The organism is Ferrovibrio sp., assembly GCF_964218355.1.
In the GTDB taxonomy this organism is placed as follows: Bacteria; Pseudomonadota; Alphaproteobacteria; order Ferrovibrionales; family Ferrovibrionaceae; genus Ferrovibrio.
Genome location: NZ_CAXPMC010000003.1, coordinates 1 through 22,705 on the forward strand (window position 1 = coordinate 1; position 22,705 = coordinate 22,705).

At 68.3% G+C, this 22,705-nt stretch carries 23 protein-coding genes; 15 read left to right on the forward strand and 8 right to left on the reverse strand.

All coding sequences use genetic code 11. The annotated features are described in order from the left end of the window. The 4 genes from ACEQZY_RS00320 to ACEQZY_RS00335 form a co-directional block, all read left to right on the forward strand. Positions 1-845, forward strand: an 845-nt coding sequence (locus tag ACEQZY_RS00320; protein WP_370151512.1) for a hypothetical protein, incomplete at its 5' end; no start/stop codon positions are given. Between the two features lie 345 nt (positions 846-1,190). Next, positions 1,191-2,366 (forward strand): porin, encoded by a 1,176-nt coding sequence (locus tag ACEQZY_RS00325; RefSeq protein WP_341703696.1) that lies wholly within the window; start codon positions 1,191-1,193, stop codon positions 2,364-2,366. Between the two features lie 310 nt (positions 2,367-2,676). After that, on the forward strand, positions 2,677-3,852 hold the full coding sequence (locus ACEQZY_RS00330) for a porin (RefSeq protein WP_341703695.1): 1,176 nt from the start codon (positions 2,677-2,679) through the stop codon (positions 3,850-3,852). Positions 3,853-4,129: 277 nt separating this feature from the next. Continuing rightward, entirely contained in the window at positions 4,130-5,380 is a 1,251-nt protein-coding gene (locus ACEQZY_RS00335; protein WP_341703694.1) for a porin, read from the forward strand. A gap of 63 nt (positions 5,381-5,443) precedes the next feature. Here ACEQZY_RS00335 and ubiB read toward each other — a convergent pair whose 3' ends face one another. Both ubiB and ubiE read right to left on the reverse strand, forming a co-directional pair. Next, entirely contained in the window at positions 5,444-6,976 is a 1,533-nt protein-coding gene (gene ubiB / locus ACEQZY_RS00340; RefSeq protein ID WP_370151517.1) for a 2-polyprenylphenol 6-hydroxylase, read from the reverse strand. Positions 6,977-6,993: 17 nt separating this feature from the next. Continuing rightward, on the reverse strand, positions 6,994-7,770 hold the full coding sequence (gene ubiE, locus ACEQZY_RS00345) for a bifunctional demethylmenaquinone methyltransferase/2-methoxy-6-polyprenyl-1,4-benzoquinol methylase UbiE (protein ID WP_341705571.1): 777 nt from the start codon (positions 7,768-7,770) through the stop codon (positions 6,994-6,996). Between the two features lie 50 nt (positions 7,771-7,820). Here ubiE and mutM point away from each other — a divergent pair, with 50 nt between their 5' ends. The 6 genes from mutM (at position 7,821) to ACEQZY_RS00375 (ending at position 13,382) form a co-directional block, all read left to right on the forward strand. Further along, positions 7,821-8,645, forward strand: a complete 825-nt coding sequence (mutM, locus tag ACEQZY_RS00350) for a bifunctional DNA-formamidopyrimidine glycosylase/DNA-(apurinic or apyrimidinic site) lyase (RefSeq protein WP_370151520.1) — start codon at positions 7,821-7,823, stop codon at positions 8,643-8,645. Positions 8,646-8,869: 224 nt separating this feature from the next. Then, complete coding sequence (locus ACEQZY_RS00355; protein ID WP_341705573.1) at positions 8,870-9,145, forward strand: hypothetical protein; 276 nt, start codon at positions 8,870-8,872, stop codon at positions 9,143-9,145. A gap of 51 nt (positions 9,146-9,196) precedes the next feature. Continuing rightward, positions 9,197-9,973 (forward strand): enoyl-CoA hydratase, encoded by a 777-nt coding sequence (locus ACEQZY_RS00360; protein WP_341705574.1) that lies wholly within the window; start codon positions 9,197-9,199, stop codon positions 9,971-9,973. Between the two features lie 19 nt (positions 9,974-9,992). After that, positions 9,993-11,177 (forward strand): ATP phosphoribosyltransferase regulatory subunit, encoded by a 1,185-nt coding sequence (locus ACEQZY_RS00365; protein WP_370151522.1) that lies wholly within the window; start codon positions 9,993-9,995, stop codon positions 11,175-11,177. A 66-nt stretch (positions 11,178-11,243) separates the two neighbouring features. Then, the gene (locus tag ACEQZY_RS00370) at positions 11,244-12,536 is read left to right on the forward strand and encodes an adenylosuccinate synthase (RefSeq protein WP_370151524.1); all 1,293 of its coding nucleotides are present in this window, start codon (positions 11,244-11,246) and stop codon (positions 12,534-12,536) included. 144 nt (positions 12,537-12,680) lie between these two features. Continuing rightward, positions 12,681-13,382 (forward strand): hypothetical protein, encoded by a 702-nt coding sequence (locus ACEQZY_RS00375; RefSeq protein WP_341705294.1) that lies wholly within the window; start codon positions 12,681-12,683, stop codon positions 13,380-13,382. Positions 13,383-13,397: 15 nt separating this feature from the next. On the opposite strand, the gene rpoH is transcribed toward ACEQZY_RS00375, so the two are convergent. The 3 genes from rpoH to ACEQZY_RS00390 form a co-directional block, all read right to left on the reverse strand. After that, positions 13,398-14,306 carry an RNA polymerase sigma factor RpoH gene (rpoH, locus tag ACEQZY_RS00380; protein WP_341705295.1) on the reverse strand — a complete coding sequence of 303 codons (909 nt, stop codon included), beginning with the start codon at positions 14,304-14,306 and terminating at the stop codon, positions 13,398-13,400. Positions 14,307-14,572: 266 nt separating this feature from the next. Next, positions 14,573-15,034, reverse strand: a complete 462-nt coding sequence (locus ACEQZY_RS00385; RefSeq protein ID WP_341705296.1) for a PAS domain-containing protein — start codon at positions 15,032-15,034, stop codon at positions 14,573-14,575. A 9-nt stretch (positions 15,035-15,043) separates the two neighbouring features. Next, a complete protein-coding gene (locus ACEQZY_RS00390; protein ID WP_370151527.1) occupies positions 15,044-16,108 on the reverse strand; it encodes an RluA family pseudouridine synthase in 1,065 nt (354 codons plus the stop codon). A gap of 13 nt (positions 16,109-16,121) precedes the next feature. Between ACEQZY_RS00390 and ACEQZY_RS00395 the strand changes: the two genes are divergently transcribed. The 3 genes from ACEQZY_RS00395 to ACEQZY_RS00405 are packed head-to-tail and all read left to right on the forward strand — an operon-like array spanning position 16,122 to position 17,991. Continuing rightward, a complete protein-coding gene (locus tag ACEQZY_RS00395) occupies positions 16,122-16,493 on the forward strand; it encodes a hypothetical protein (RefSeq protein ID WP_341705204.1) in 372 nt (123 codons plus the stop codon). Then, positions 16,493-16,948: a Mov34/MPN/PAD-1 family protein gene (locus tag ACEQZY_RS00400; protein ID WP_370151529.1), complete on the forward strand. Its 456-nt coding sequence runs from the start codon at positions 16,493-16,495 to the stop codon at positions 16,946-16,948. The genes ACEQZY_RS00395 and ACEQZY_RS00400 overlap by 1 nt, the downstream gene beginning before the upstream one ends. A 5-nt stretch (positions 16,949-16,953) precedes the next feature. Continuing rightward, positions 16,954-17,991: a beta-eliminating lyase-related protein gene (locus ACEQZY_RS00405; protein WP_341705206.1), complete on the forward strand. Its 1,038-nt coding sequence runs from the start codon at positions 16,954-16,956 to the stop codon at positions 17,989-17,991. Positions 17,992-18,096: 105 nt separating this feature from the next. Here the strand turns inward: ACEQZY_RS00405 and ACEQZY_RS00410 are convergent, their stop codons facing one another. Further along, positions 18,097-19,005, reverse strand: a complete 909-nt coding sequence (locus ACEQZY_RS00410; protein ID WP_341705207.1) for a LysR family transcriptional regulator — start codon at positions 19,003-19,005, stop codon at positions 18,097-18,099. Between the two features lie 111 nt (positions 19,006-19,116). Between ACEQZY_RS00410 and ACEQZY_RS00415 the strand changes: the two genes are divergently transcribed. Beyond that, positions 19,117-19,338 carry a hypothetical protein gene (locus ACEQZY_RS00415; RefSeq protein WP_341705208.1) on the forward strand — a complete coding sequence of 74 codons (222 nt, stop codon included), beginning with the start codon at positions 19,117-19,119 and terminating at the stop codon, positions 19,336-19,338. Between the two features lie 161 nt (positions 19,339-19,499). After that, the gene (locus tag ACEQZY_RS00420; protein WP_370151532.1) at positions 19,500-20,282 is read left to right on the forward strand and encodes a class III extradiol ring-cleavage dioxygenase; all 783 of its coding nucleotides are present in this window, start codon (positions 19,500-19,502) and stop codon (positions 20,280-20,282) included. A 67-nt stretch (positions 20,283-20,349) separates the two neighbouring features. Here the strand turns inward: ACEQZY_RS00420 and ACEQZY_RS00425 are convergent, their stop codons facing one another. Continuing rightward, entirely contained in the window at positions 20,350-20,901 is a 552-nt protein-coding gene (locus ACEQZY_RS00425; protein WP_370151535.1) for a hypothetical protein, read from the reverse strand. Positions 20,902-21,210: 309 nt separating this feature from the next. Next, positions 21,211-22,677: a tetratricopeptide repeat protein gene (locus ACEQZY_RS00430; protein WP_370151538.1), complete on the reverse strand. Its 1,467-nt coding sequence runs from the start codon at positions 22,675-22,677 to the stop codon at positions 21,211-21,213. Between the last annotated feature and the right edge of the window lie 28 nt (positions 22,678-22,705).

A 22,705-nucleotide genomic window follows, 5' to 3' on the forward strand; every position in this document is an offset into this window, starting at 1 on the left:
CCGACCGCGTGACCGGCAAGATGCTGTACTTCGCGCCGAACGCGATCCCGGGCCACAGCACCACTGTCAACTCCGAATATTCGGCTGCTGCGACCCAGCCGCTGATGTGGTTCGCCAACTCGGGCCACGACAACGAGGGCATCAACCTGTACACCGCTTCGAACCGCTATTTCGGTTCGAAGGCCGGCAAGGGTCTGCAGCTCGGCGTGTCGTACGTTCCGAACGGCTGCCAGGACTTCTCGGCTCAGGGTACCTCGCCGGGTTGCGGCGGCGGCTTCTCGTCGACCGCTGACGGCGGCCTGTCGCAGCAGTTCGCCGGCGCGGCGAACTACATCGAGTCGTTCGGCTCGGTCGACGTTGCCCTGTATGCCGGTTACACCAGCGCCCATATGGAAGGGGCTCTGAGCACCGGTGTGACCGATCCGCGCCAGGATGGCTGGCAGCTCGGTGCGCAGTTCGCCTACAACGTCGGCGACGGCTCGGTCGTCCAGTTCGGCGGCGGCTACAGCAACGAAGATATCGGCCGCGCTGCGACCGGTGGCAGCGTTCTGAAGGACCGCAAGGCCTACTCGGTCGGTCTGAAGTACCTGACCAACGGCAGCAAGCCGGGCTCGATCGGCATCGGTGCCGAGTACTACAATCGCGAAGACAAGCTCGTCACCGCGGTTGCGACCGGCAGCAAGGACACGCTGGACTACTACACCCTCGGCGTGACCTACCAGCTGGCCACCGGCGTGCTGACCTTCGCCGGCGTCGGCGTGTCGGACCTCGACCGCGCTGCTGGCACGACCACCACGGACGCGAAGCAGACCTTCGGCGTTGTCGGTCTCGGCCTGACGTTCTGATCCGATCCTCCGATCGGTTGGAAGGAAAGGGGCAGGGAAACCTGCCCCTTTTCTTTTTGTCTGTGTCTTTGCGCGCGCCTTTCTCTGCCCGGGCGCTTCCGGCCGGGAAGTGTACCGCAGCAGCGCCTGCAGCCGGCGCCGGCCGGCAAATGTGACGACCGTCACGCGCAAACGTGCCCTGGCGGCAACAGCGCGGCACGAACTGTCATCGCCCTGTCATTCCGGCTTCGCCACGAATTGCTGCGGGGAATCCGCTGCCGCATGATGCCCGCGCACAAGAAGACGCAGAGGGCTCGTCCTTCGACGCTGACTAAAATTCCAACATAGTGGAAGGATGATTCCGAAATGAAAAAGACCCTGCTGCTCCAGACCGCTCTCGTGGCGGCGGCTGGTCTGTTCGTGGCCGGTGCCGCGAACGCCCAGACCAAGGAAGTGCCGGTCGGCGTGACCGTCGGCGGCTATTACCAGAGCTTCTACAAGGTCCAGGACCGTGACAAGACGGCCCAGGTGGACCAGTCGAGCCAGGCTCTCGGCCAGGACGCCGAAATCTGGTTCAACATCCGTGGCGTGCTGGACAACGGCACCATCGTCGGCGGCCGCGTCGAGCTGGAAGGCACCACCTACAGCGACCAGATCGACGAGACCTACCTGTTCGTCGAGCGTGCCGATATTGGCCGCATCGAGCTTGGCGCCACCGACCGCGTCAATGCCAAGATGAACTACTTCTCGCCGGATCCGTTCCCCGGCCACGGCACGACCTCGCAGTCCGAATATGCGGCCTCGAACATCCAGCCGCAGATGTGGACCGTGAACCACGGCAACGACAACGAAGGCATCAACATCTACACCGCGTCGAACCGCTATTTCGGTTCGAAGGCCGGCAAGGGCCTGCAGCTCGGCCTGTCCTACGTGCCGAATGGCTGTCAGGACTTCTCCGGCTCGGTGGCCTGCGGCGGCGGCTTCTCGTCGACCGCTGATGCCGGCCAGCTCTCGCAGCAGTATTCGGCGGCGGCGAACTACATCGAGTCGTTCGGCCCGGTCGATGTTGCCCTGTATGCCGGTTACAACAGCGTGCATATCGAAGGCACGCTGGGCGCTGGTGCCACCGATCCGCGCCAGGATGCCTGGCAGGTCGGCGCGCAGGTCGCCTACAACATCGGCGACGGTTCGTCGGTCACCGTCGGTGGCGGCTACAACAACGAGGATGTCGGTCGCGCGGCCGGCATCTCGTCGAGCACCGTCACCAAGGAGCGCGAGTCCTACACCATCGGCATCCGCTATCTGACCAACGGCAGCAAGCCGGGTTCGGTCGGTATCGGCGCCACCTACTACAATGGCGAGGACAAGAACTTCAACAGCACCAAGGACACGCTCGACTATTACGCACTGGGCGTGACCTACCAGGTTGCCAAGGGTGTGCTCAGCTTCGCCGGCGCCGGCGTCAGCGATGCCGAGCTGTCGACCACCACCAACGATCCGAAGCAGACCTTCGGCGTTGTCGGTCTGCGTCTCGACTTCTGATCCAGACCGGATCCGGAACCGGGAAGGGGCGGGTATATCCCGCCCCTTTTCTTTTCCGCGCCGCTTCCTCCTCCCCGTGCATCCGCAGCGGCCGGGTGCTGCGGCAGGGATGTTACGGATATGCTGCAGTTTGGTTGAAACCTGTTGCGCATGAGCCACAGGAGCGGCGGAAGTCGCGCTGCACTGCGAAATTTCACAAACCTTCGATAGAGCGCCCTGAATCGACTGGACCATGATCCGGCCGCCAAATAAGGCGGGGATCATCCGTCGGCGCTGACTGGAACCCAACTATCAAAGGACGTTATTGGAAATGAAAAAGACGCTGCTTCTGCAGACTGCCCTTGTGGCGGCTGCCGGCCTGATGGTCGCCGGTGCTGCGAACGCCCAGACCAAGGAAACGCCGGTCGGCGTGACCGTCGGCGGTTACTACACCTCCTTCTACAAGGTCCAGGACCGCGACAAGGCGGCCCAGACCGACCAGTCGAGCCAGGCGCTTGGCCAGGATGCCGAAATCCATTTCAACATCCGCGGCGTGCTGGACAACGGCACCGTCGTCGGCGGCCGCATCGAGCTGGAAGGCACCACCTACAGCGACCAGCTGGACGAGACCTATCTCTTCGTCGAGCGCTCGGATATCGGCCGTCTGGAGCTTGGCGCCACCGACCGCGTGTCGACCAAGATGCTGTACATGGCGCCGACCGCGCTGCCGGGTCATGACACCATCTCGCAGTCGGAATACGCGGCGACCAATGTCCAGCCGGGCATGCGGTTCACCAGCGCCGACGACAACGAGGGTATCAACCTCTACACCGCCTCGAACCGCTATTTCGGCTCGAAGGCCGGCAAGGGCCTGCAGGTCGGCGTGTCCTACGTGCCGAATGGCTGCCAGGACTTCGCCAATTGCGGCGGCGGCTTCTCGTCGACGGCCGATTCCGGCCAGCTGTCGCAGCAGTACCAGGCGGCGGCGAACTACATCGAGTCGTTCGGCCCGGTCGATGTCGCCCTGTTCATCGGCTACAACAGCGTCCATATCGAGGGTGCGCTGGGTACCGGTGTGACCGATGCGCGCCAGGCTGGCTGGCAGGCCGGTGCGCAGTTCGCCTATAACCTGGGCGATGGCGGCGCCATCCAGTTCGGCGGCGGTTACACCAACGAGGATCTGGGCCGTACCGTTTCCGGCGGCAGCGGCGTGATGAAGGACCGCAAGGCCTATGACCTCGGCCTGCGCTATCTGACCAACGGCAGCAAGCCGGGCTCGATCGGTATCGGCATCGAGTATGGCGCCCGCAAGGACAAGCTGGTGACCGCGCTGACGACCGGCAACGAGGACGAGCTGAAGTTCTACGCCTTCGGCGTCACCTACCAGCTGGCCAGCGCCGTGCAGACCTTCGCCGGCGTCGGCGTGTCGGATGTCGACTACGCCGACAACAGCCCGAGCGACCCGAAGCAGACCTTCGGTGTGGTCGGCATCGGCCTGCGTTTCTGATCCGGTCCATCCGGGCAGACAGGAAAGGGGCAGGGCAACCTGCCCCTTTTTTTATGGTCTGGTGATTTCTGCCTGTCTTGTGATGGCAGTCAGGAAATCCTGTGGCTTTCGCACAACAGCTGCATCCTTAACACCTGCCCGGCCCGGCAAACGGGCAGGGCCGGCCCGGACCTGCGTTGACTTAGGGGAAGACGGGACCATACTTCCGACGCGGGCGTGAGACCCGCGGTCATTCTTCGGCGCCGACAAGACACACTCCAAGAAGGACCCCCCCAGGATGAAATATTCTCTGTTTTTGCAGACCGCGCTGGTTGCAGCCACCGGCCTCGCCATCGCGGGCACCGCCAATGCCCAGACCAAGGAAGTGCCCATCGGCGTGACCGTCGGCGGCTACCTGTCCCAGGTCTACAAGCTGCAGGATCGCGACGACAGTGCGACCCAGCGCGACCGCGGCTCGCAGGCGCTGGCCTCCGATTCCGAGATCTGGTTCTCGATCCGCGGCGTGCTGGATAACGGCACCGTGGTCGGCGGCCGGGTCGAGCTGGAAGGCCAGACTGAAAGCGACCAGATCGACGAAACCTATATTTTCGCCGAACGCCGCGATATCGGCCGCCTCGAACTTGGGTCGACCGACCGTGCCTCGTCGAAGATGGTCTATGCCGCGCCGACCGCCATCCCCGGCTACGGCACCGTCGATCCGACCGGTTCGATCTCGATCACCAATGCCCCCGGCGGCGCCCGCACCAGCGGCAACCTGACCAAGTTTTCGGGTATCGACGACAATAACGGCATCAACCTCTACACCTCGGCCGACCGCTATTTCGGCTCGAAGGTCGGCAAGGGCCTGCAGCTCGGCTTCTCCTACACGCCGGATGGCTGCCAGGACTTCTCCGGCTGCGGCGGCGGCTTCGGCTCGACGGTGGATGCCGGCCAGATCTCCAAGGTCTATACCGGCGCGGCCAACTACCTCGAATCCTTCGGCCCGGTCGATGTTGCCGTGTTCGGCGCCTATTACCGCTTCTCGGTCGAAGCCAACAGCGCCGGCTCGCTCAGCACCGGTTCGGCCACGGTGTTCAAGGGCAACGGCCTCGACGGCTGGGCCGGCGGCACCACGCTGACCTACAATATCGGCGACGGGTCGTCGGTGCAGCTGGGTGGCGCCTACAAGCGCGAGGAAATGGGTGTCACCATCAGCGGCGACGACAAGCGGCAGGTCTACACGGCCGGTGTCCGCTACCTGACCAATGGCAGCAACCCGGGCTCGATCGGCGTCGGTGTCGACTATGCCAACACCAAGGCCGACCAGGGCAACATTGCCGGCAATGCCGTCGGTGGCGAGGACGAATACACCTGGTATTCGGCCGGTGTCACCTATCAGGTGGCGAAGGGCGTGCTGACCTTCGCCGGTATCGGCCGCTACGAGTATGAGGATGCGATCGCTGCCGGCACGCTGGTCGGCGGCACCGCCCAGGCCGACAACGATTCGAAGTCGACCTTCGGCGTCGTCGGCATGCGCCTCGACTTCTGATCATTGCCGCCTGTGGCGGCAACATGGAAAGGGGCCGGTCGACCGGCCCCTTTTTCCTGTGCGTCAGCCCAGCCGCAGCAGCAGCGCGGCCAGCAGGGCGGCAATCACCGCCAGCAGCAGGGTCTGCAGCCAGCGGCCATGCCGGCGGTGCCGCTGCGGCATCGCGGCCGGCGGCCTGTCCTGCAGGGCCAGATTCTCGATCTGGCCGGCGATGCGCGGCAGCCGGCGGGCGAAATCCAGCAGGTTGCCGGCTGCTTCGCGCAGCATGGCCTCGGGTCCGAGATTGTCGCGCGCCCAGTCCTCGATCACCGGCCGCGCCACTTCCCAGAAATTGATGTCGGGATCGAGGCCGCGGGCCACGCCCTCCACCGTCACCATGGTTTTCTGCAGCAGCAGCAGATGGGTCTGCGTCTGCATGCCGAAGGTCTCGGTGATCTGGAACAGCTGGGCCAGCAGGCGGCCGATGGAAATCTCGTCCACCGGGCGGCCGAGGATCGGCTCGCCGATCGAGCGGCAGGCCTGGGCGAAGGCATCGACATCGCGGTCGGCGGGCACGTAGCCGGCCTCGAAATGCACCTCCGCCGCGCGGCGCCAGTTGCCGGTCAGGAAGGCGCCCAGCATCTCGGCCATGAACCGCCGGGTCTTGAGGTCCAGCCGGCCCATGATGCCGAAATCCACCAGCTCCAGCCGGCCGTCCTCCGCCACGAACAGGTTGCCGTGATGCATGTCGGCATGGAAATAGCCGTCGCGCAGGGCCTGTTTGAGGAAGACGCGGATCACCCGTTCGGCCACAGCCGTCGGATCGATGCCGGCGGCGACGATGGCGGCGCGGTCCTCGATGGGAATCCCGGCGATGCGCTGCACGGTCATCATCCGGCGGCCGGTGTGCTGCCAGTCGATGGCCGGCACGACCACATCCGGATCGTCGCGGAAATTGTCGCGCAGCTCGGCGGCGGCAGCGGCTTCGAGGCGCAGGTCCAGCTCGATGGCGACCCAGTCGCGCAGGGATGCCACCACCTCGCGCGGCCGCAGCCGGTCAAGGCCGGCGACATGGCGCTCGGCGGCATCGGCCAGCCAGGCGAAGAGTTCAAGGTCGCGGGCGAAGGCGGCCTCGACCCCGGGCCGCAGCACCTTCACGGCGACCGGATCGCCCGCCGTGGTTTCCGCGAAATGCACCTGGGCCACGCTGGCCGCGGCGACCGGCGTATCCGCGAAGGTGGCGAAGGCCGCCGCGACCGGCTGGCCCAGTTCGGCGGCGACGATGGCGCGCGCGGTGGCGGCGGGGAATGGCGGCAGGCGGTCGCGCAGCCGGCCGAGATCGGCGGCAAGTTCCTCGCCCACCAGGTCGGGCCGCACCGAGAGAACCTGGCCGAGCTTGACGAAGCTGGGGCCGAGCTCGCCGAAGGCGGCGGCCAGCCGCTCGCCTGCGCGCCGGTCGCGCTGCCGGCGGCCGAACAGTGTCTGGAACAGGCCCAGCGCCGGCCCGGCGCCCGGCGGCAGCGGCAGTTCCTGCCGCAGGATGCCGAGCGCATCGTGGCGCGCGAAGCAGCGGCCGATGGCGAACAGGCGGAGCAGATGGCGCAGGTCGGTCAGCACGGCAGCATGCGGGTCCGTCAGATGCGCCAGCCGGAATGCAGCGCCGCGATGCCGAAGCTGAGATCCCGGTATTGCACGTTGCCGAAACCGGCCGCGCGGATCATGCCGGCGAAGGTCTGCTGGTCGGGAAAGCGGCGGATGCTTTCCACCAGGTAGCGGTAGGAGTCCTCGTCTTTCGCCACCAGGCCGCCGATCTTCGGCAGGATGCTGAAGCTGTAGAGGTCGTAGGCCTGGGCCAGCGCCGGGTTGTGTACCGTCGAGAATTCCAGGCAGAGAAACCGCCCGCCGGGTTTCAGTACGCGATGGGCCTCGCGCAGGGCCGCGTCGATATGGGTGACGTTGCGGATGCCAAAGGCGATGGTGTAGGCATCGACCGAGCGGTCGGGCAGGGCGAGCTTTTCCGCATCCATGCAGGCCCAGTTCAGCCGGGCCAGCCGCGCCTGATCTATCGCCCCGCGATCAAGAAAACGGTCGCGGCCCTGGTCCAGCATGGCGGCATTGATGTCGGCCACCAGCACCTCGGCCTGCGGCGCGCGGTCGAGGATGCGGAAGGCGATGTCGCCGGTACCACCGGCGACATCCAGCACCCGGATCGCCCCGCGGGGGGCCAGCCAGTCGATCATCGCCGACTTCCACAGCCGGTGGATGCCGCCCGACATCAGGTCGTTCATCAGGTCGTAGCTGCCGGCGACCGATTCGAACACACCCCGCACCAGCCGCGCCTTGTCGCCTTCGGGGACATTGCGGAAGCCGAAATGGGTCTGGTTTCCAGTATCTTGGCCGGGGTCGGTCATGACGGGGCCGACCATAGCCGAAATGCGGCCGCCGCGGTATAGACAGAGCCATGCCCGAACTGCCCGAAGTGGAAACCACGCGCCGCGGGCTGGCGCTGAAACTGGAAGGCCGCCGCATCGAGCGCATCGAGGCGCGCCGGCCCGACCTGCGGTTTCCGCTGCCGCCGGATTTCGCCGCCCGCATCCGCGGCCGTCGCGTCGAGGCACTGGACCGCCGGGCCAAATACATCCTGATCCGCCTCGAGGGCGGCCTCGTCTGGCTGGTGCATCTGGGCATGTCGGGCCGCATGGTGCTGCGCCAGGGCTGGCCCAACGAGATCGGCCCCCATGACCATGTGCTGTTCGGCACCGACGAGGGCTGGGCGGCGGTGTATAACGACCCGCGCCGGTTCGGCATGATGGACCTGATCGAGCCTGCCGACCTCCCGACCCACAAACTGCTGGCCGGGCTGGGGCCGGAACCGCTGGACGACGCCTTCTCGCCTGCGGTGCTGGCGGCGGCGCTGAAGGACAGGAAAACCCCGATGAAGGCGGCCCTGCTGGACCAGACCCTGGTGGCGGGCCTGGGCAACATCTATGTCTGCGAGGCCCTGTTCCGCGCCGGCATCGATCCACGCCGGCCGGCCGGCCGGGTGAAGCCCGAGAAGCTGGCGAAGCTGGTGCCGGCGATCAAGGCGGTCCTGCGCGAGGCCGTGAAGGCCGGCGGCTCGTCCCTGCGCGATTATGTGCAGTCGGATGGCGAGCTCGGCTATTTCCAGACTCGCTTCCGTGTCTATGACCGCGAGGGACAGGCCTGCGTGACCTGCCGCCGGCCGGTGCGCCGGATCGTCCAGTCCGGCCGCTCGACCTTCTACTGCGGCACCTGCCAAAGGTAGGTAATTCCAAGGCTTTCCGGGGCTTCCAAAATCGGCCCCGACCTGCCACATTCCCGGCCATGTTGCGCCCCGGCTGGAGGTTTCTCCCGGTTCCGGCGCTAGCTGTCTGCCTCGCCTTCGGCCTTGCCGCCGGGCCGGGCCAGAAGCTGGCGGGATTTCGCACAAGCCATTGGAATGAAACAATTCTTATCGGCAGTGCGCAAGCGGCCGGCGGCTTCCTGTCCGTGGCCGACGACGTGCCGCTGATGCCCGGCCTGACCGAGAATGCCGATGCCGCCACGGTGTTCGACAAGCCCACCGGCCGCATCGTCACCGCCGAGGCCCGCGGCCCCGTCACCGCTGCCGCGGTCGGCCAGTTCTATGCCGCCACCCTGCCGCAGCTGGGCTGGCAGGCGGCCGGCGAGAACCGCTGGCGCCGCGAGAGCGAGCAGCTGCGCATCGGCTTTGCCGCCGGCAGCGGACCGCTGACGGTGCGCTTCGAGATTCTGCCCAACCAGTGACATCCGCCCAGAGGCAGACAATGCCCGGCGGCAAACAGAGGAAAGAGTGTCATGGCGTATGAAAACATCCTGGTGGAAACCCGCGGCCCGGTCGGCCTGATCACCCTGAACCGGCCGCAGGCGCTGAATGCGCTGAGCAGCCCGCTGGTGCAGGAGATGGGCGCGGCGCTCGACATCTTCGAGGATGACGCCGCCATCGGCTGCATCGTCATCACCGGTTCGGAAAAGGCCTTCGCCGCCGGCGCCGACATCAAGGAAATGCAGCCGAAGACCTATATGGACGTCTTCAAGGAAGACTTCATCACCCGCGACTGGGAGCGTGTCGCCAAATGCCGCAAGCCGGTGATCGCGGCGGTGGCCGGCTATGCTCTGGGCGGCGGCTGCGAGCTGGCGATGATGTGCGATTTCATCCTCGCCGCCGACAACGCGAAATTCGGCCAGCCGGAAATCAATCTCGGCACCATCCCGGGCGCCGGCGGCACCCAGCGGCTGACCCGCTTCGTCGGCAAGTCCAAGGCGATGGAAATGTGCCTCACCGGCCGCATGATGGATGCCGAGGAGGCCGAGCGGGCCGGCCTGGTCAGCCGCGTGGTGCCGAAGGACCAGCTGCTCGACGAGGCGATCAAGGTCGCCAACCGCATCTGCGAGCTGTCGCAGCCCATCGTGATGATCGCCAAGGAATCGGTGAACCGCGCCTACGAGACCACGCTGGCCGAGGGCATCAGGTTCGAGCGCCGGGTGTTCCACTCGACCTTCGCCACCGAAGACCAGAAGGAAGGCATGGCCGCCTTCGCCGCCAAGCGCAAACCCGAATTCAAGAACAAGTAACCGCGGGAAGGATGCAGGCATGGCACCGCGCGGCAAATCCCGCAGCGACACTGCGGACGGCGAATCCGGCCTTGCGCCCGCCGCCGGCCTGCTGCCGGCGGGCTTGCGCGACGTGCTGCCGCCGCGCGCCGAATGGGAGGCGCAGGCCAGCGAAAGGCTGCTGGCCGGCTTCGCCCGGCACGGCTATGCGCGGGTCAAGCCGCCGCTGATCGAATTCGAGGAAACCCTGCTCTCGGGGTCGGGCGCCGATCTCGCCGGCCAGATGTTCCGCGTCATGGACCCGGTGTCGCAGCGCATGATGGGCCTGCGCAACGACGTCACCCTGCAGGTGGCCCGCATCGCCGCCACCCGCCTGCGCGATGCCGTGCGGCCGCTGCGGCTGGCCTATGCCGGCCAGGTGCTGCGGGTGCGCGGCAGCCAGCTGCGCCCGGAGCGGCAGTTCGCCCAGGCCGGCTTCGAGCTGATCGGTGCCGCGGCGCTGGAAGCCGATGTCGAGGTAGCGGTGCTGGCCGCCGAGGCGGTTGCCGCGCTTGGCGTCACCGGCCTGTCGCTGGATATCACCCAGCCGCAGCTGGCCCCGGCGATCACCGATGCCTATGGCCTCGAGCCGAAGGCCGCGAAAGCCGCCCGCCGCGCGCTCGACCGCAAGGATGCCGCCGAACTGAAAGCCGCGGCCGGCAGCGCCGCGCCGACCCTGCTGAAGCTGCTGGAACTGGCCGGTCCGGCCAGGGCCGCGCTGGACGGCCTGAAGGCCCTGACGCTGCCCGCTGCCGCCGCGCAGATCGTCGCCGATCTCGATGCGCTGGTGCGCGAGGTCTCGGCCGCCGCACCCGACCTGCTGGTCACCCTCGATCCCGGCGAATTCCGCGGCTTCGAATACCATACCGGCATCGCCTTCACCCTGTTTGCCCGCAACGTGCGCGGCGAGCTTGGCCGCGGTGGCCGCTACACGACGCCGGCGGGCGAGGCCGCCACCGGCTTCACGCTGTATCTCGACAGCGTGATGCGCGCCCTGCCGCCGCAGCCGGTGCCGCAGATGGTCTATCTGCCGCATGGCACACCGCGCGCCGCCGGTGCCGCGCTGCGCCGCCAGGGCCATGCCACCTGGGCGGCGCTGGCCCCCGAGGGCGGTGACGTGAAGAAAGCCGCGAAGGCCGCCGGCTGCAGCCACTGGTGGGACGGCGACAAGGTCGGGCCGGTATAGATTTTCCCGTCATCCCCGCGCAGGCGGGAGCGACGAATGTAATTTGCATGCTGAAGGACGCGTGAGATGAGCAACGTAGTGGTGGTTGGCGCCCAGTGGGGCGACGAGGGCAAGGGCAAGATCGTCGACTGGCTGAGCCTGCGCTCCGACGTGGTGGTCCGCTTCCAGGGCGGGCACAACGCGGGCCACACGCTGGTGATCGGCAACAATGTCTACAAGCTGTCGCTGCTGCCGTCCGGCATCGTGCGGCCGGGCAAGATGTCGGTGATCGGCAACGGCGTGGTGGTCGATCCCTGGGCGCTGATGGCCGAGATCGACAAGCTGCGCGGCCAGGGCGTGGTGATCAACCCGACCAACCTGAAGGTGGCCGACAATGCGGCGCTGATCCTGCCGCTGCATCGCGAGCTGGACGGCCTGCGCGAGGACTCGGCCGAGGGCGTGAAGATCGGCACCACCCGGCGCGGCATCGGCCCGGCCTACGAGGACAAGATCGGCCGCCGTGCCATCCGCATTTGCGACCTGGCCGACCGCGCCATGCTGGACCGCAAGCTCGATGGCCTGCTGGCCCATCACAACGCCCTGCGCCGCGGCTTCGGCGCCCCCGTCGTCGACCGTGCCGCCCTGCTGGCGGAGATCGAGGCGATCGCGCCGAAGATTCTCGAATATGCGGCGCCAGTCTGGGTCGAGCTCGACGAGGCGCGGCGGTCCGGCCGCCGCATCCTGTTCGAGGGCGCGCAGGGTTCGCTGCTCGATGTCGATCACGGCACCTATCCTTACGTGACCTCGTCGAACACCATGGCGGGCAGCGCCTCGGCCGGCTCCGGCCTCGGGCCCGGTTCGCTCGGCTATGTGCTCGGCATCGTCAAGGCCTACACCACCCGCGTCGGCGAGGGGCCGTTCCCCACCGAGCTGACCGATGCGACCGGCCAGCAGCTGGGCGAGCGCGGCCGCGAATTCGGCACCGTCACCGGCCGCGCCCGCCGCTGCGGCTGGTTCGATGCCGCCCTGGTGCGGCAGTCGGTCAAGCTGAACGGCATCCACGGCATCGCGCTGACCAAGCTCGACGTGCTGGACGGCTTCGACGAGCTGAAGATCTGCACCGGCTACGAACTGAACGGCAGGCGGCTGGATTATTTTCCGGCCGGCATGGCCGACCAGGCGGCGATCCGGCCGGTCTACGAGACGCTGGAGGGCTGGAAGGACAGCACCAAGGGCGCGCGCAGCTGGGTCGACCTGCCGGCCACCGCGGTCAAGTATGTCCGCCGGGTGGAGGAACTGATCGGCGCGCCGGTGGCGCTGCTGTCCACCTCGCCCGAGCGCGAGGACACCATCCTGATGAAGGACCCCTTCGAGGACTGAAAATTCAGGCAGAATGCATACGTCATCATGCGTTCTGCCCCGTCATTACCGGAAAGTAATGTGCCCGTTACCGGGTGATAACTTTCATGTCCACCGCCTCCGGGCGAGACTGCACCCATCGGATTTCTTCGACGGGAGCGGATCATGCTCAGGACCCAGGAAGCGGCATTGTACAGCATCGGCGAAGCGGGCGTTGCAGCGCTCTGCGAGGCGATCTGCCTCGACGCCATCGACGTCACCCGGGCCAGCCGGGTCAGCGTCTGGTTCTTCACCGATAACGGATCGATGGTCTGCCAGCGCCAGGTCGATGCCCGGGACGGCCGTATCCGCCAGGGTGCGGTGATCCCGCCGGAAGCCACCGGCGCCTATCTGGCTGCTGCCGGCCGCGGCCTCGACAACATGGTCACCGACGATGCACCGGTTCTGCACGATGCCGGCCTGCAGGATGACGACCGCGACGCCGATGCGGCGCTGCCCGAGCCGGAGCGGCTCGACCTGCTGCTGGTCGATGGCGTCAGCCAGCCGGCCGCGGTGCTGCGCTGCGAGCGTCCGGCCGATGGCCGCGACTGGTCGGACCGCGACCTGAAGATGCTGCGTTCGATGGCGCAGACCCTGGCGGCGACGATCCGCCGCGAAGCCGAACGCTACAGCCACATGCCGGCCCTGCCGCAACTGCCGGCGCAGTCCCGCGCCGTTCTTGCCGGCAAGGCAGGCCGCGCCGCGCCGCCGCAGTCGGAAATCCGCCTGCCGCTGCCGCAGTCCGGCCGCCTGGATTTCGATGCCGTGCCCGATCTGGACGAGGTGCCGGTGCCGCTGGCGCCGCGCCGCCGCCAGTTCGAGCACTGATCCGGCGCGGCAGCCCTAGGGGCCGATCCGGCCGGCCGCCTGTTCGGCCGCGGCGCTGCGCACCGATTTCTGCAGTTTCTCGAAAGCCCGCACCTCGATCTGGCGCACCCGTTCGCGGCTGATGCCGTAGCGGGCGGACAGGTCTTCCAGCGTCACCGGATTCTCGGTCAGCCGGCGCTGCACCAGGATGTCGCGTTCGCGCTCGTTCAGGCTGCCCATGGCATCCTGCAGCAGCTTGTGGCGGCTGTCGAATTCGTCGCCCTCGGCCAGCCGGGTTTCCTGGTTCGGCGTCTCGTCCACCAGCCAGTCCTGCCATTCGCCGCCGCCATCCTCGTCGCCGCTGCCGCGCAGCGGCGCGTTCAGCGAGGCGTCGGCACCGGCCAGGCGCCGGTCCATGGTGATGACCTCGTCCTGCGAGACATTCAGCTGGGTGGCGATCTTCTCGACCTGCTCCGGGGTCAGCTGGCCGCCGTCGATGGCCTTCATCTGGCCGCGCAGGCGGCGCAGGTTGAAGAACAGCTTCTTCTGGGCGGCCGTCGTGCCGATCTTCACCAGCGACCACGAGCGCAGGATGTATTCCTGGATCGAGGCGCGGATCCACCACATGGCATAGGTGGACAGCCGGAAGCCCTTGTCGGGATCGAAGCGCTTCACCGCCTGCATCATCCCGACATTGCCTTCCGAGATCAGTTCGCCCACCGGCAGGCCATAGCCGCGATAGCCCATGGCGATCTTGGCCACCAGGCGCAGATGGCTGGTCACCAGCTTGTGGGCGGCCTCGATCTCGCCGCGGTCGCGCCAGGCCTTGGCCAGCAGGAATTCCTCCTCCGGCTCCAGCATGGGAAACTTGCGGATCTCGGACAGGTAGCGGGCAAGGCCGCCTTCGGTGGCGGACAGCGCGGGCAGGCTGGCAACGCGGCTCATGGATGTCGATTCTCCCCCGGCCGGGCGTCCCGCGGATCGGGCGCCGGTCTCGGTTGCGGATGTGGGGTCCCTGTCTGTCATTATCAACGAGTGGAAAGCCCGAATACGGCGGAAGTGGGGCGGCAAACCGCGACAATCTGTGCGCCCGGTCACAGGCCGGGCGGCCCGCCCGGCGCCGGCCAGTATAGCCGCGGGGCGGAAAACCGGCACTGATCCAGGTCACCCGGATCCCGGGTGACCGGATTCCGGGCAGCCGGAGATCCCGGTCAGGTCCGCTCGCGCAGGATCACCGCCACCAGCAGCATGTCGACAGTGCGGCCATCCGCCGCCAGCGGCAGCAGCAGGCTTTCGTTGTCGAACTGCCGGCCGTCCATCACCAGCTGGCGGCGGCGGCGGAACGGACGGGCGGCCTGCACGGCCTCGGTATAGGAGGCCCTCAGGATTTCACGCATTTCCTGCCGCTGATACGCATCGAGATCCTGCCCGGTCGGGTCGAATCCCATATCCGCGACCAGATTGACCCCGAACAGCCGGAAGCGGAACTGCAGGCGCGAACCGTCGCGCCGGACCTCGACCAGGGCGAGATTGCCGAGAATCCAGCCCATGTCGAGCGGATCGAGATCGGCCCGGGCCGGCATGGCGCGGTCGCCGCGGCGGGCATCCCAGTAGGCGGCCAGCCGCTGCAGGCGCGCATCCTCCAGGCCCTCGGGCAGCGGGGAAATCTCCATGCCGGGATACTAGCGGGTTTTCGCCCCCAGCCCAGCCAGCAAAGCGGCCATGTCGGCCGGCAGCGGGCTTTCGAAATGCAGCGCCTGCCCGGTCACCGGATGGCGGAAACCCAGCGTCGCCGCATGCAGGGCCTGGCGGCGGAAGCCGGCCAGGGCCGCCAGCTTCGCTTCGTCCAGCGCGAAGGCGCGCTTCGCCCGGCTGCGGCCATACAGCGCGTCGCCGACCAGCGGATGGCCCTTCGCGGTCAGGTGCACGCGGATCTGGTGGGTGCGGCCGGTTTCCAGGTCGCAGCGCAGCAGGGCGCAGACCGGCCGGCCTTTCGTGTCGAAGACCAGCGTCTCGGTGGCGTAATGGGTGACGGCCGGCTTGCCGTTGCGGCCGACCACCGCCATGCGCTTGCGGTCCTTCGGGTCGCGGCCGATGGCGCCCTCGATGCGGCCGCGCGCCGGCGAGGGATGGCCCCAGGCCAGCGCCAGATAGCTGCGTTCGATGTCATGGCTGGCGAACAGGGCGGCGAGGCCCTGATGCGCCGCGTCGGTCTTGGCGGCGACGATCAGGCCCGAGGTGTCCTTGTCGATGCGGTGCACGATGCCCGGGCGTTTCACGCCGCCGATGCCCGACAGGCTGTCGCCGCAGTGATGCAGCAGGGCGTTGACCAGGGTATGTGCGGGGCTGCCCGGCGCGGGATGCACCACCAGGCCGGCCGGCTTGTCGACCACGATCAGATGCGCGTCCTCGAACACGATGGCGAGCGGGATGTCCTGGGCTTCCGGCACCGCGGCCACCGCGGCCGGGATGACCAGGCTGTAGACCTCGCCCGGTTTGATCTTGCGCGAGGGGTCGGCTATCGTTTCGCCGCCGAGCCGCACATGGCCGTCGAGCACCAGCGCCTTCAGCCGCGAGCGCGAGACGGCGCCGCCATCGGCATCGCCACGGGCATTGCCGGCATCGCCACGGGCATCGCCACGGGCATTGCCGGCGGCCGGCATCGCCTCGGCCAGCCAGCGGTCGAGCCGTGCGCCGGCCCGGTCGGGCGGCACGGGCGGAAGGATATGGCCGGCGGAATCGGGCATCGGAAGGTCCGGAATGAACGGAACGGCACAGACGGCCGCACAGGCGGCAACGCAGACAGCCGCAGACCCGAAGATACGGTGGCTGAAGGCCATCGTCATCGGTCTGGGCGTGATATTCCTCGGCCTCGCCACCCTGCTGATCGTGCTGATCATGACCGGCGGACCGAAGCGCACCGCCGCGACGGCGCCGGCCCAGCCGCACCCGGTGGCGGTGGAGGACCTGACCCTCAGCCTGCCGAAGAACAGCCGCGTCACCGATGTGCTGTCCTCGGGCAGCCGCATCGTGGTGCGGGTGCGCCTCGCCGACGGCACCGAACGGCTCTATGCGCTGGATGGCGACAGCCTGCGGCCGCTGGGCAGCCTGACCCTGCAGGTGGAGCGCTGATGCTGGTGCTGGCGGCTGCGCAGGCGGCCGGACTCGATGCGCTGGCGGCGGCGGCGTTTCCGGACGAGGCCTGCGCCCTGCTGGTCGGCACGGTCAGGGAACAGGACGGCCCGGGCGGCGGCCTGGTCGAGGTGCGGCGCATCGTGCCGGCGGCCAATGTCGCCGCCGACCGCCGCACCGGCTTCGAGATCGATCCGGCCACGCATATCGCCCTGCTCCGCGACCTGCGCGAGCGCAACGCCGCCGAACGCATCGTCGGACACTGGCACAGCCATCCGAACGGCCGCGCCGAACCGTCCGCCACCGATGCGGCGATGATCCACGATCCCGGCCTCGTCTGGGCGATTTCCGCCGTCGATGCGGCCGGCCGGCCGCGCGGCCTGCGCGCCTTCCGGCCGCGGCCGGAAGGCCGCTTCGAGGACATGACCGTCGCGATCAGACAGGAACAGGACTGACCACCATGGATTTCCGCTCCGACAACATTTCCGGCGCCGCGCCGGAAATCCTCGCCGCCCTGGCCGCCGCCAATGGCGGCACGGCCTCCGCCTATGGCGACGACGACTGGAGCCGCGAGCTGGACGGCGCCTTCTCGGTGCTGTTCGACACCGAATGCCGCGTCTTCCCGGTCGCCACCGGCACCGCGGCGAATGCGCTGGCGCTGGGCTGCCTCAGCCCCGGCCATGGTGCCGTCTTCGCCCACCAGGACAGCCATATCGTCGTCGACGAATGCAACGCGCCGGAATTCTTCACCGGCGGCGCCAAGCTGGTGGCGCTGCCCGGTGCCGCCGGCAAGATCGATGCCGCCGCGCTGGAGGCGGCGCTCGGCCAGGGCTGGCTCGGCGTGCAGCATCACCCGCAGCCCGCCGCCGTCAGCATCACCCAGGCAACCGAATCCGGCACCGTCTACAGCCCCGACGAGGTGGCCGCCATCGCCCATCTGTGCCGCGCCAACGGCATGCACCTGCATATGGATGGCGCCCGCTTCGCCAATGCGGTGGCGGGGCTGAATGTCTCGCCGGCGGCGCTGACCTGGAAGGCGGGCGTCGACGTGCTCAGCTTCGGCGCCACCAAGAACGGCGCCATCGCGGCCGAGGCCGTGGTCTTCTTCAAGCCGGCGCTGGCCGACAGCTTCCTGTTCCGGCGCAAGCGCGGCGGCCATCTCTTCTCGAAGATGCGCTTCCTGTCGGCGCAGCTGCTGGCGATGCTGCAGGACGGCCTGTGGCTGCGGCTGGCGCGGCAGGCGAATGCCCGTGCGCAGGCGCTGGCCGACGGCATCCGCGCCATCGACGGCCTGTCGGTGGCCTGGCCGGTGCAGGCCAACGAGGTGTTTGCGCAGATCCCGCCGACGGTGGCCGGGCGGCTGCGCGCCCGCGGGTTCCGCTTCCATCCGTGGAATCCGGAGGGCAGCCTGCACCGCTTCGTCTGCGCCTTCGACCGCAGCGAGGACGAGATCGCCGCCTTCCTGCGGGCCGCTGCCGAAGAGGCCGCGGCGGGGTAGTCGTTTTTGCTTCGTCGTCCCCGCGGAAGCGGGGGGCAGTCGAGCGCCGGACTGGGCTCCCGCTTCCGCGGGAGCGACGATTGAAGAAATCACCTCTCTCCTGTCTCACATCTCCCAGGGCGGGCGCGGCGAGAATTTCTCCGCCAGGTAATCGACGAAGACCCGTACTTTCGCGGCGAGATGCTTGCGTGCCGGATAGACGGCATGGATCGCCCAGCTGACATCGGCGGCATGGGCGGTCAGCACCGGCACCAGGCTGCCCGCGCGCAGCTGGCGGGTGACGCCGAAATCGGCCGCATAGCAGAGCCCGACGCCCTCCATCAGCAGGCGGAAAATCGCATCGCCGTTGTTGGTGCGGAAATTGCCGTGCACGGCGACGCGCTCGATGCGGCCGTCGGGCAGGCGGAACGGCCAGTTGTTCAGGCCGGCCGGACCGTCGAACAGCAGGCAGTTGTGATGCGCCAGATCGGCCGGCGTCTGCGGCATGCCGTGGCGCTGCAGATAGGCCGGCGCCGCGCAGATGATGCGGCGGTGGCTGCCGAGCTTGCGGGCCATCAGCGTCTCGTCATGCAGGGGCCCGGTGCGGATGCCGATATCGTGGCCCTCCGCGATCAGGTCGACCACGTGATCGGCGAAATCGAGCTGCACCTCCACCTTCGGATGCCGGGCCAGGAATTCAGGCAGCAGGGGCACGATCTGGGTCATGCCGAAGCCATGGGCCAGCGTCACCCGCAGCAGGCCGCGCGGCTCGGCCTCGGCGCCGCCGACGCTGGCCTCCACGGCATCCAGCTCGGCAAGGATGCCGCGCGCCTGGTCGTAATAGGTGCGGCCCTCCACGGTCATCCGCACCTGGCGCGTGGTGCGCTGCAGCAGGCGCACCCCCAGCCGGTCCTCCAGCCGCGAGATCAGCTTGCTGACCGCCGAGGGGGTCAGGTGCAGTTCTTTCGCGGCATCCGTGAAGGAGCCGGTTTCTGCAACCAGAACAAAGGTTTCCATCTCGCTGAACCGGGTCATGGCCGACCTTTTTGTGAAATGAATTCACTAAATAATGCCAATTTAATGGATTAATGAAAACAGGGAAGGGCATTAGCTTGTGGATCAGGCACACGATCAGATGAGGCCAAAATGAGCACCCAGACCCAGATTGAAACCCCCGCCCTGTTTTCCGACGCCCGCTATGTGTCGGCCGCGGAACTCTCCTACTACCGCCGGCGCGCCTATGCGCTGCGGCAGCAGGCGATCGACAGTGCGGTCCGTGGCGGCCTGCGCAGGCTGGCGTCCAACCTCGCCCGCGTCGTCCGCGCCCTGAGCCAGTCGGGCCAGGCCCGCCTCGCGGCGGCCGAGTAAGCGGCTCCGCCCAGGCCGGTGACCCGGCGGTAAGCCGGGTCACGCACAGGTAACGTCTTGCGGGGCCGGCATCCCCGCTTTAGGTGAAGTCTCCACGCTGCAGGCCTCCCCAGCTTTGCCAGCGTCCCGTTCGCGTATCCCGTCCGACGGAGATTTTGCCCATGGCTGCGATGCCGGCCCTGTTCATCAGTCACGGTTCGCCGATGCTGGCGCTGGAGCCGCAGCGGCCGGCCCACCAGTTCATGAAGACGGCGGCGCGGCACTGGCCGCGGCCGGCGGCGATCCTCGCGGTTTCCGCCCACTGGGAAACTGCCGAACCGCAGGTCGGCGCCACCGCCCAGCCCGACACCATCCATGATTTCTTCGGCTTCCCGCCGGAGCTCTACCGCCTGCATTACCGTGCGCCCGGCGCGCCCGCGGTGGCGGCGCAGGTGCGCGATGCGCTGGCCGCGGCCGGCATCGCGGCGACGCTGGATGCGCAGCGCGGCCTCGATCACGGCGCCTGGTCGCCGCTGCACCTGATCTATCCCGATGCCGACATTCCGGTGCTGCAGCTGTCGATCCAGTCGCGGCGCGATCCGGCGCATCACCTGGCGCTGGGCCGGGCCCTGCGGGCCCTGCGCGACGACGGCGTGCTGGTCTTCGCCACCGGCTCGCTGACCCATAACCTGCGGCTGCTCGACTGGGCCGACAGCGGTGCGGTCTTCCCCTGGGCGCAGGATTTTGCCGACTGGATGCAGGAAAAGCTGGCGGCGCGCGACGATGCCGCCCTGCTGGATTACCGCGCGCAGGCGCCCCATGCGGTGCAGGCGCATCCGACCGACGAGCATCTGCTGCCGCTCTATGTGGCGCTGGGCGCCGCCACGCCGGACGCGCCGGCCGAGCGGCTGCACACGAGCTTCGCGCTCGGCGGCCTGTCGATGGACTGTTATCTGTTCAGCTGAAGACGCGCCGCGTCCAGCCGCGGGGCTCTCATGCGGCGGTCAGCCGCGGCGACAGTTCCCGCGGCCTTCAGCCGCCGAGATCGCGGAGCAGGCGGAAGATCACCACGTCGAGGACGACCACGTAGAGCATCATCGCCGCCAGCATGAAATAGCGGTGGATGTCGCTGGTCAGCCGCGATTTGCGGCGGCGGGCACTGCGCGCGAAATTCGAGAAGTCGCGCACCAGGTACAGGATCTTGGCATGCTCGCTGCCCTGCCAGTTCTGCAGCATCACCAGCACCACCAGGGTGACGACGGCGACGAAGGTCAGGAAGCCGGCGATGAAGCGCGCGACATCGGCCGCATAGGGCAGGGCGATACCGAGGCCGACCAGCGCCAGGGCCAGCAGCGTGAAATATTCCAGCATGCGCCACTGCTGGCGCTTGGCGAACAGGATGTTGCGCGCCGCCTCGTCATACAGCAGGCGGAATTCCGCGTGGGTGGCTTCGTCCAGTTCGCTGGCTTCCAGCTGCTCCTCCGCCTCGGCCGCGTCAGCGTCGGTCGGCGGCGCGGCTTTCGCGGCCAGCGGGCGCGGCGGGGCGGCGTGGGAGCCGGTCGGCTTATGCGGAGGCGTTGCCATGGTGTCAGCCTGCGGCAGGAGCGGTTAACAAAGGGTGCTTGACTTTGTACCTATATATGTACTATATTTGTTCATAAGTCAAGGCCATTTTCTGCGGCCTCTGCTGTCGGACATCGTGAATCGGATGCGGACCTTGTGCAGAACCTGGCGCGAATTGGCCTTTTTGCCGGAAAACAGGCATTTATTCTGGATTGAATTGGCCGCAATTGGCCCAGATCGGCGCGCCTTGGCCGGAACTGGCATCCCATTGGCCTGAACTGGCCGGCGATTGGCGCGGATGGGCGGCCATTGGCTGCCACTGGCTGGCCGTCAGGCCGGGGTGAAATCGAAGTAGTTGTCGCCCAGCGTCACATGAAACGGCAGCGCCGCGCCCGGCTGCACCGGCCGGTCGGCAGGCAGCCAGCAGGCGGCCTGGCCCCAGTGGCGCAGCGTCCCGCCGGGACCGGATGACAGCATGATCTCGTCGTCGAGCCACAGCTCGAACCACAGCACCACGGCCTGAACGGCGCCGGCGGCAGAGGCGGTCGCGGTCCAGTCCATGGCCTGCGGCCGGCTCCAGTCCGGCGGATCGCGGAAATCGATCGCCAGCACGGCGGCCGGCTCGCTCAGGGGCGCATGCTGCTCGTGATCCAGCCGCACCACGGTATGGGCGGCGCTGTTGCGGAAGGCATCGAAGGGCGACAGGTCGAAGCCGAGGATGTCCTTCAGCGGATGCACCCGGCGCAGGGCCGGCAGGCTGACCAGCTGCGCCATGAGGGTCGCGCGGGCCGGGATCATCGCGGCGCCGGGCTTTGCCAGCCGCCGCAGGGCATCGCGGCTCGATGGCAGCATGCCCTCGCCGGTCAGGCCGGCATCGAGGATTTCCGACACCACCAGATCGGCCGGCGCGGGCAGCTCGTCCGGCGCGACCTCGGTCGAGCGTTTGGCGATCACCGTGATGCGGTCGGCAAAGCCGTTCCGCTCCACGATCTGGCGGGCCACCGCGGCGATGGTGCCATGGGCCTCGACGGCGGTCACCCGCTGTGCCCCGGCCCGCGCCGCCAGCATCGCCAGCAGGCCCGAACCGGTGCCGATATCGAGGACCTGCATGCCGGGCTGCACGGCTTTGGCGATGGCGGCCGCATAGGCCTCGTTGCGCGCCGCATCGGCCAGCATCGGCAGATGCCAGCCCGGCACCAGGCCGCTCAGCATGCCCGACAGGGCGGCCCGGGCATCGGCATTGTCGGGGGCCAGCGCGGCGGCGGCGCGGAAGGCGGCCAGCGCGGTGGCCGTGTCGCCCAGTTCGCGGGCGCACTGGCCGAGCCCCATCTGCGCCGCCAGCTGGCGCGGATCGCGGGCCAGTGCGGCACGGAAGCTGGCGACGGCCTCGGCATAGCGGGTCTGCCGCTGCAGCACGAAGCCGAGATTCTGGTGGATCAGCGCCAGGTCCGGCGCCAGCGTCCGCGCCGCGCGATAGGCGGCGGCGGCGCCGTCGAGGTCGCCGGCCAGGTCGAGGGTCACGCCCAGATTGACGGCGGCGCCGAGAAAGCCCGGCTGCGCCTGCAGCAGGGCGCGGTAACCGGCCGCCGCCGCGGCGAAGCGGCCGGTTTCGCGCAGCAGGTTGGCCAGGTTGAAGGCGGCATCGGCATGGCCCGGATGCCGGGCCAGCAGGCGGCGGTAGGCGGCCTCGGCCTCGGCGGCGCGGCCGGCCCGGTGCAGCTGCAGGGCGGCGGCGAACAGGGCGGCGGGCTCGGCGGCCCTGCCGGCCGGGGGACGGGCAGTGGGATCGGCGGTCATGGCGCCGGACCATAGCCTTCCGCCGGGC

Bases quoted from the DNA above. Each gene is read 5' to 3' on its own strand.
- ACEQZY_RS00405 (WP_341705206.1), top strand. From the start codon at position 16,954: ATGGATTTCCGCTCCGACAACATTTCCGGCGCCGCGCCGGAAATCCTC.
- ACEQZY_RS00410 (WP_341705207.1), bottom strand. From the start codon at position 19,005: ATGACCCGGTTCAGCGAGATGGAAACCTTTGTTCTGGTTGCAGAAACC.
- ACEQZY_RS00420 (WP_370151532.1), top strand. From the start codon at position 19,500: ATGGCTGCGATGCCGGCCCTGTTCATCAGTCACGGTTCGCCGATGCTG.
- ACEQZY_RS00390 (WP_370151527.1), bottom strand. From the start codon at position 16,108: ATGCCCGATTCCGCCGGCCATATCCTTCCGCCCGTGCCGCCCGACCGG.
- ACEQZY_RS00425 (WP_370151535.1), bottom strand. From the start codon at position 20,901: ATGGCAACGCCTCCGCATAAGCCGACCGGCTCCCACGCCGCCCCGCCG.
- ACEQZY_RS00330 (WP_341703695.1), top strand. From the start codon at position 2,677: ATGAAAAAGACGCTGCTTCTGCAGACTGCCCTTGTGGCGGCTGCCGGC.
- ACEQZY_RS00395 (WP_341705204.1), top strand. From the start codon at position 16,122: ATGAACGGAACGGCACAGACGGCCGCACAGGCGGCAACGCAGACAGCC.
- mutM (WP_370151520.1), top strand. From the start codon at position 7,821: ATGCCCGAACTGCCCGAAGTGGAAACCACGCGCCGCGGGCTGGCGCTG.
- rpoH (WP_341705295.1), bottom strand. From the start codon at position 14,306: ATGAGCCGCGTTGCCAGCCTGCCCGCGCTGTCCGCCACCGAAGGCGGC.
- ACEQZY_RS00385 (WP_341705296.1), bottom strand. From the start codon at position 15,034: ATGGAGATTTCCCCGCTGCCCGAGGGCCTGGAGGATGCGCGCCTGCAG.
- ACEQZY_RS00365 (WP_370151522.1), top strand. From the start codon at position 9,993: ATGGCACCGCGCGGCAAATCCCGCAGCGACACTGCGGACGGCGAATCC.
- ubiE (WP_341705571.1), bottom strand. From the start codon at position 7,770: ATGACCGACCCCGGCCAAGATACTGGAAACCAGACCCATTTCGGCTTC.
- ACEQZY_RS00430 (WP_370151538.1), bottom strand. From the start codon at position 22,677: ATGACCGCCGATCCCACTGCCCGTCCCCCGGCCGGCAGGGCCGCCGAG.
- ACEQZY_RS00370 (WP_370151524.1), top strand. From the start codon at position 11,244: ATGAGCAACGTAGTGGTGGTTGGCGCCCAGTGGGGCGACGAGGGCAAG.
- ACEQZY_RS00375 (WP_341705294.1), top strand. From the start codon at position 12,681: ATGCTCAGGACCCAGGAAGCGGCATTGTACAGCATCGGCGAAGCGGGC.
- ACEQZY_RS00415 (WP_341705208.1), top strand. From the start codon at position 19,117: ATGAGCACCCAGACCCAGATTGAAACCCCCGCCCTGTTTTCCGACGCC.
- ACEQZY_RS00360 (WP_341705574.1), top strand. From the start codon at position 9,197: ATGGCGTATGAAAACATCCTGGTGGAAACCCGCGGCCCGGTCGGCCTG.
- ACEQZY_RS00400 (WP_370151529.1), top strand. From the start codon at position 16,493: ATGCTGGTGCTGGCGGCTGCGCAGGCGGCCGGACTCGATGCGCTGGCG.
- ACEQZY_RS00335 (WP_341703694.1), top strand. From the start codon at position 4,130: ATGAAATATTCTCTGTTTTTGCAGACCGCGCTGGTTGCAGCCACCGGC.
- ACEQZY_RS00325 (WP_341703696.1), top strand. From the start codon at position 1,191: ATGAAAAAGACCCTGCTGCTCCAGACCGCTCTCGTGGCGGCGGCTGGT.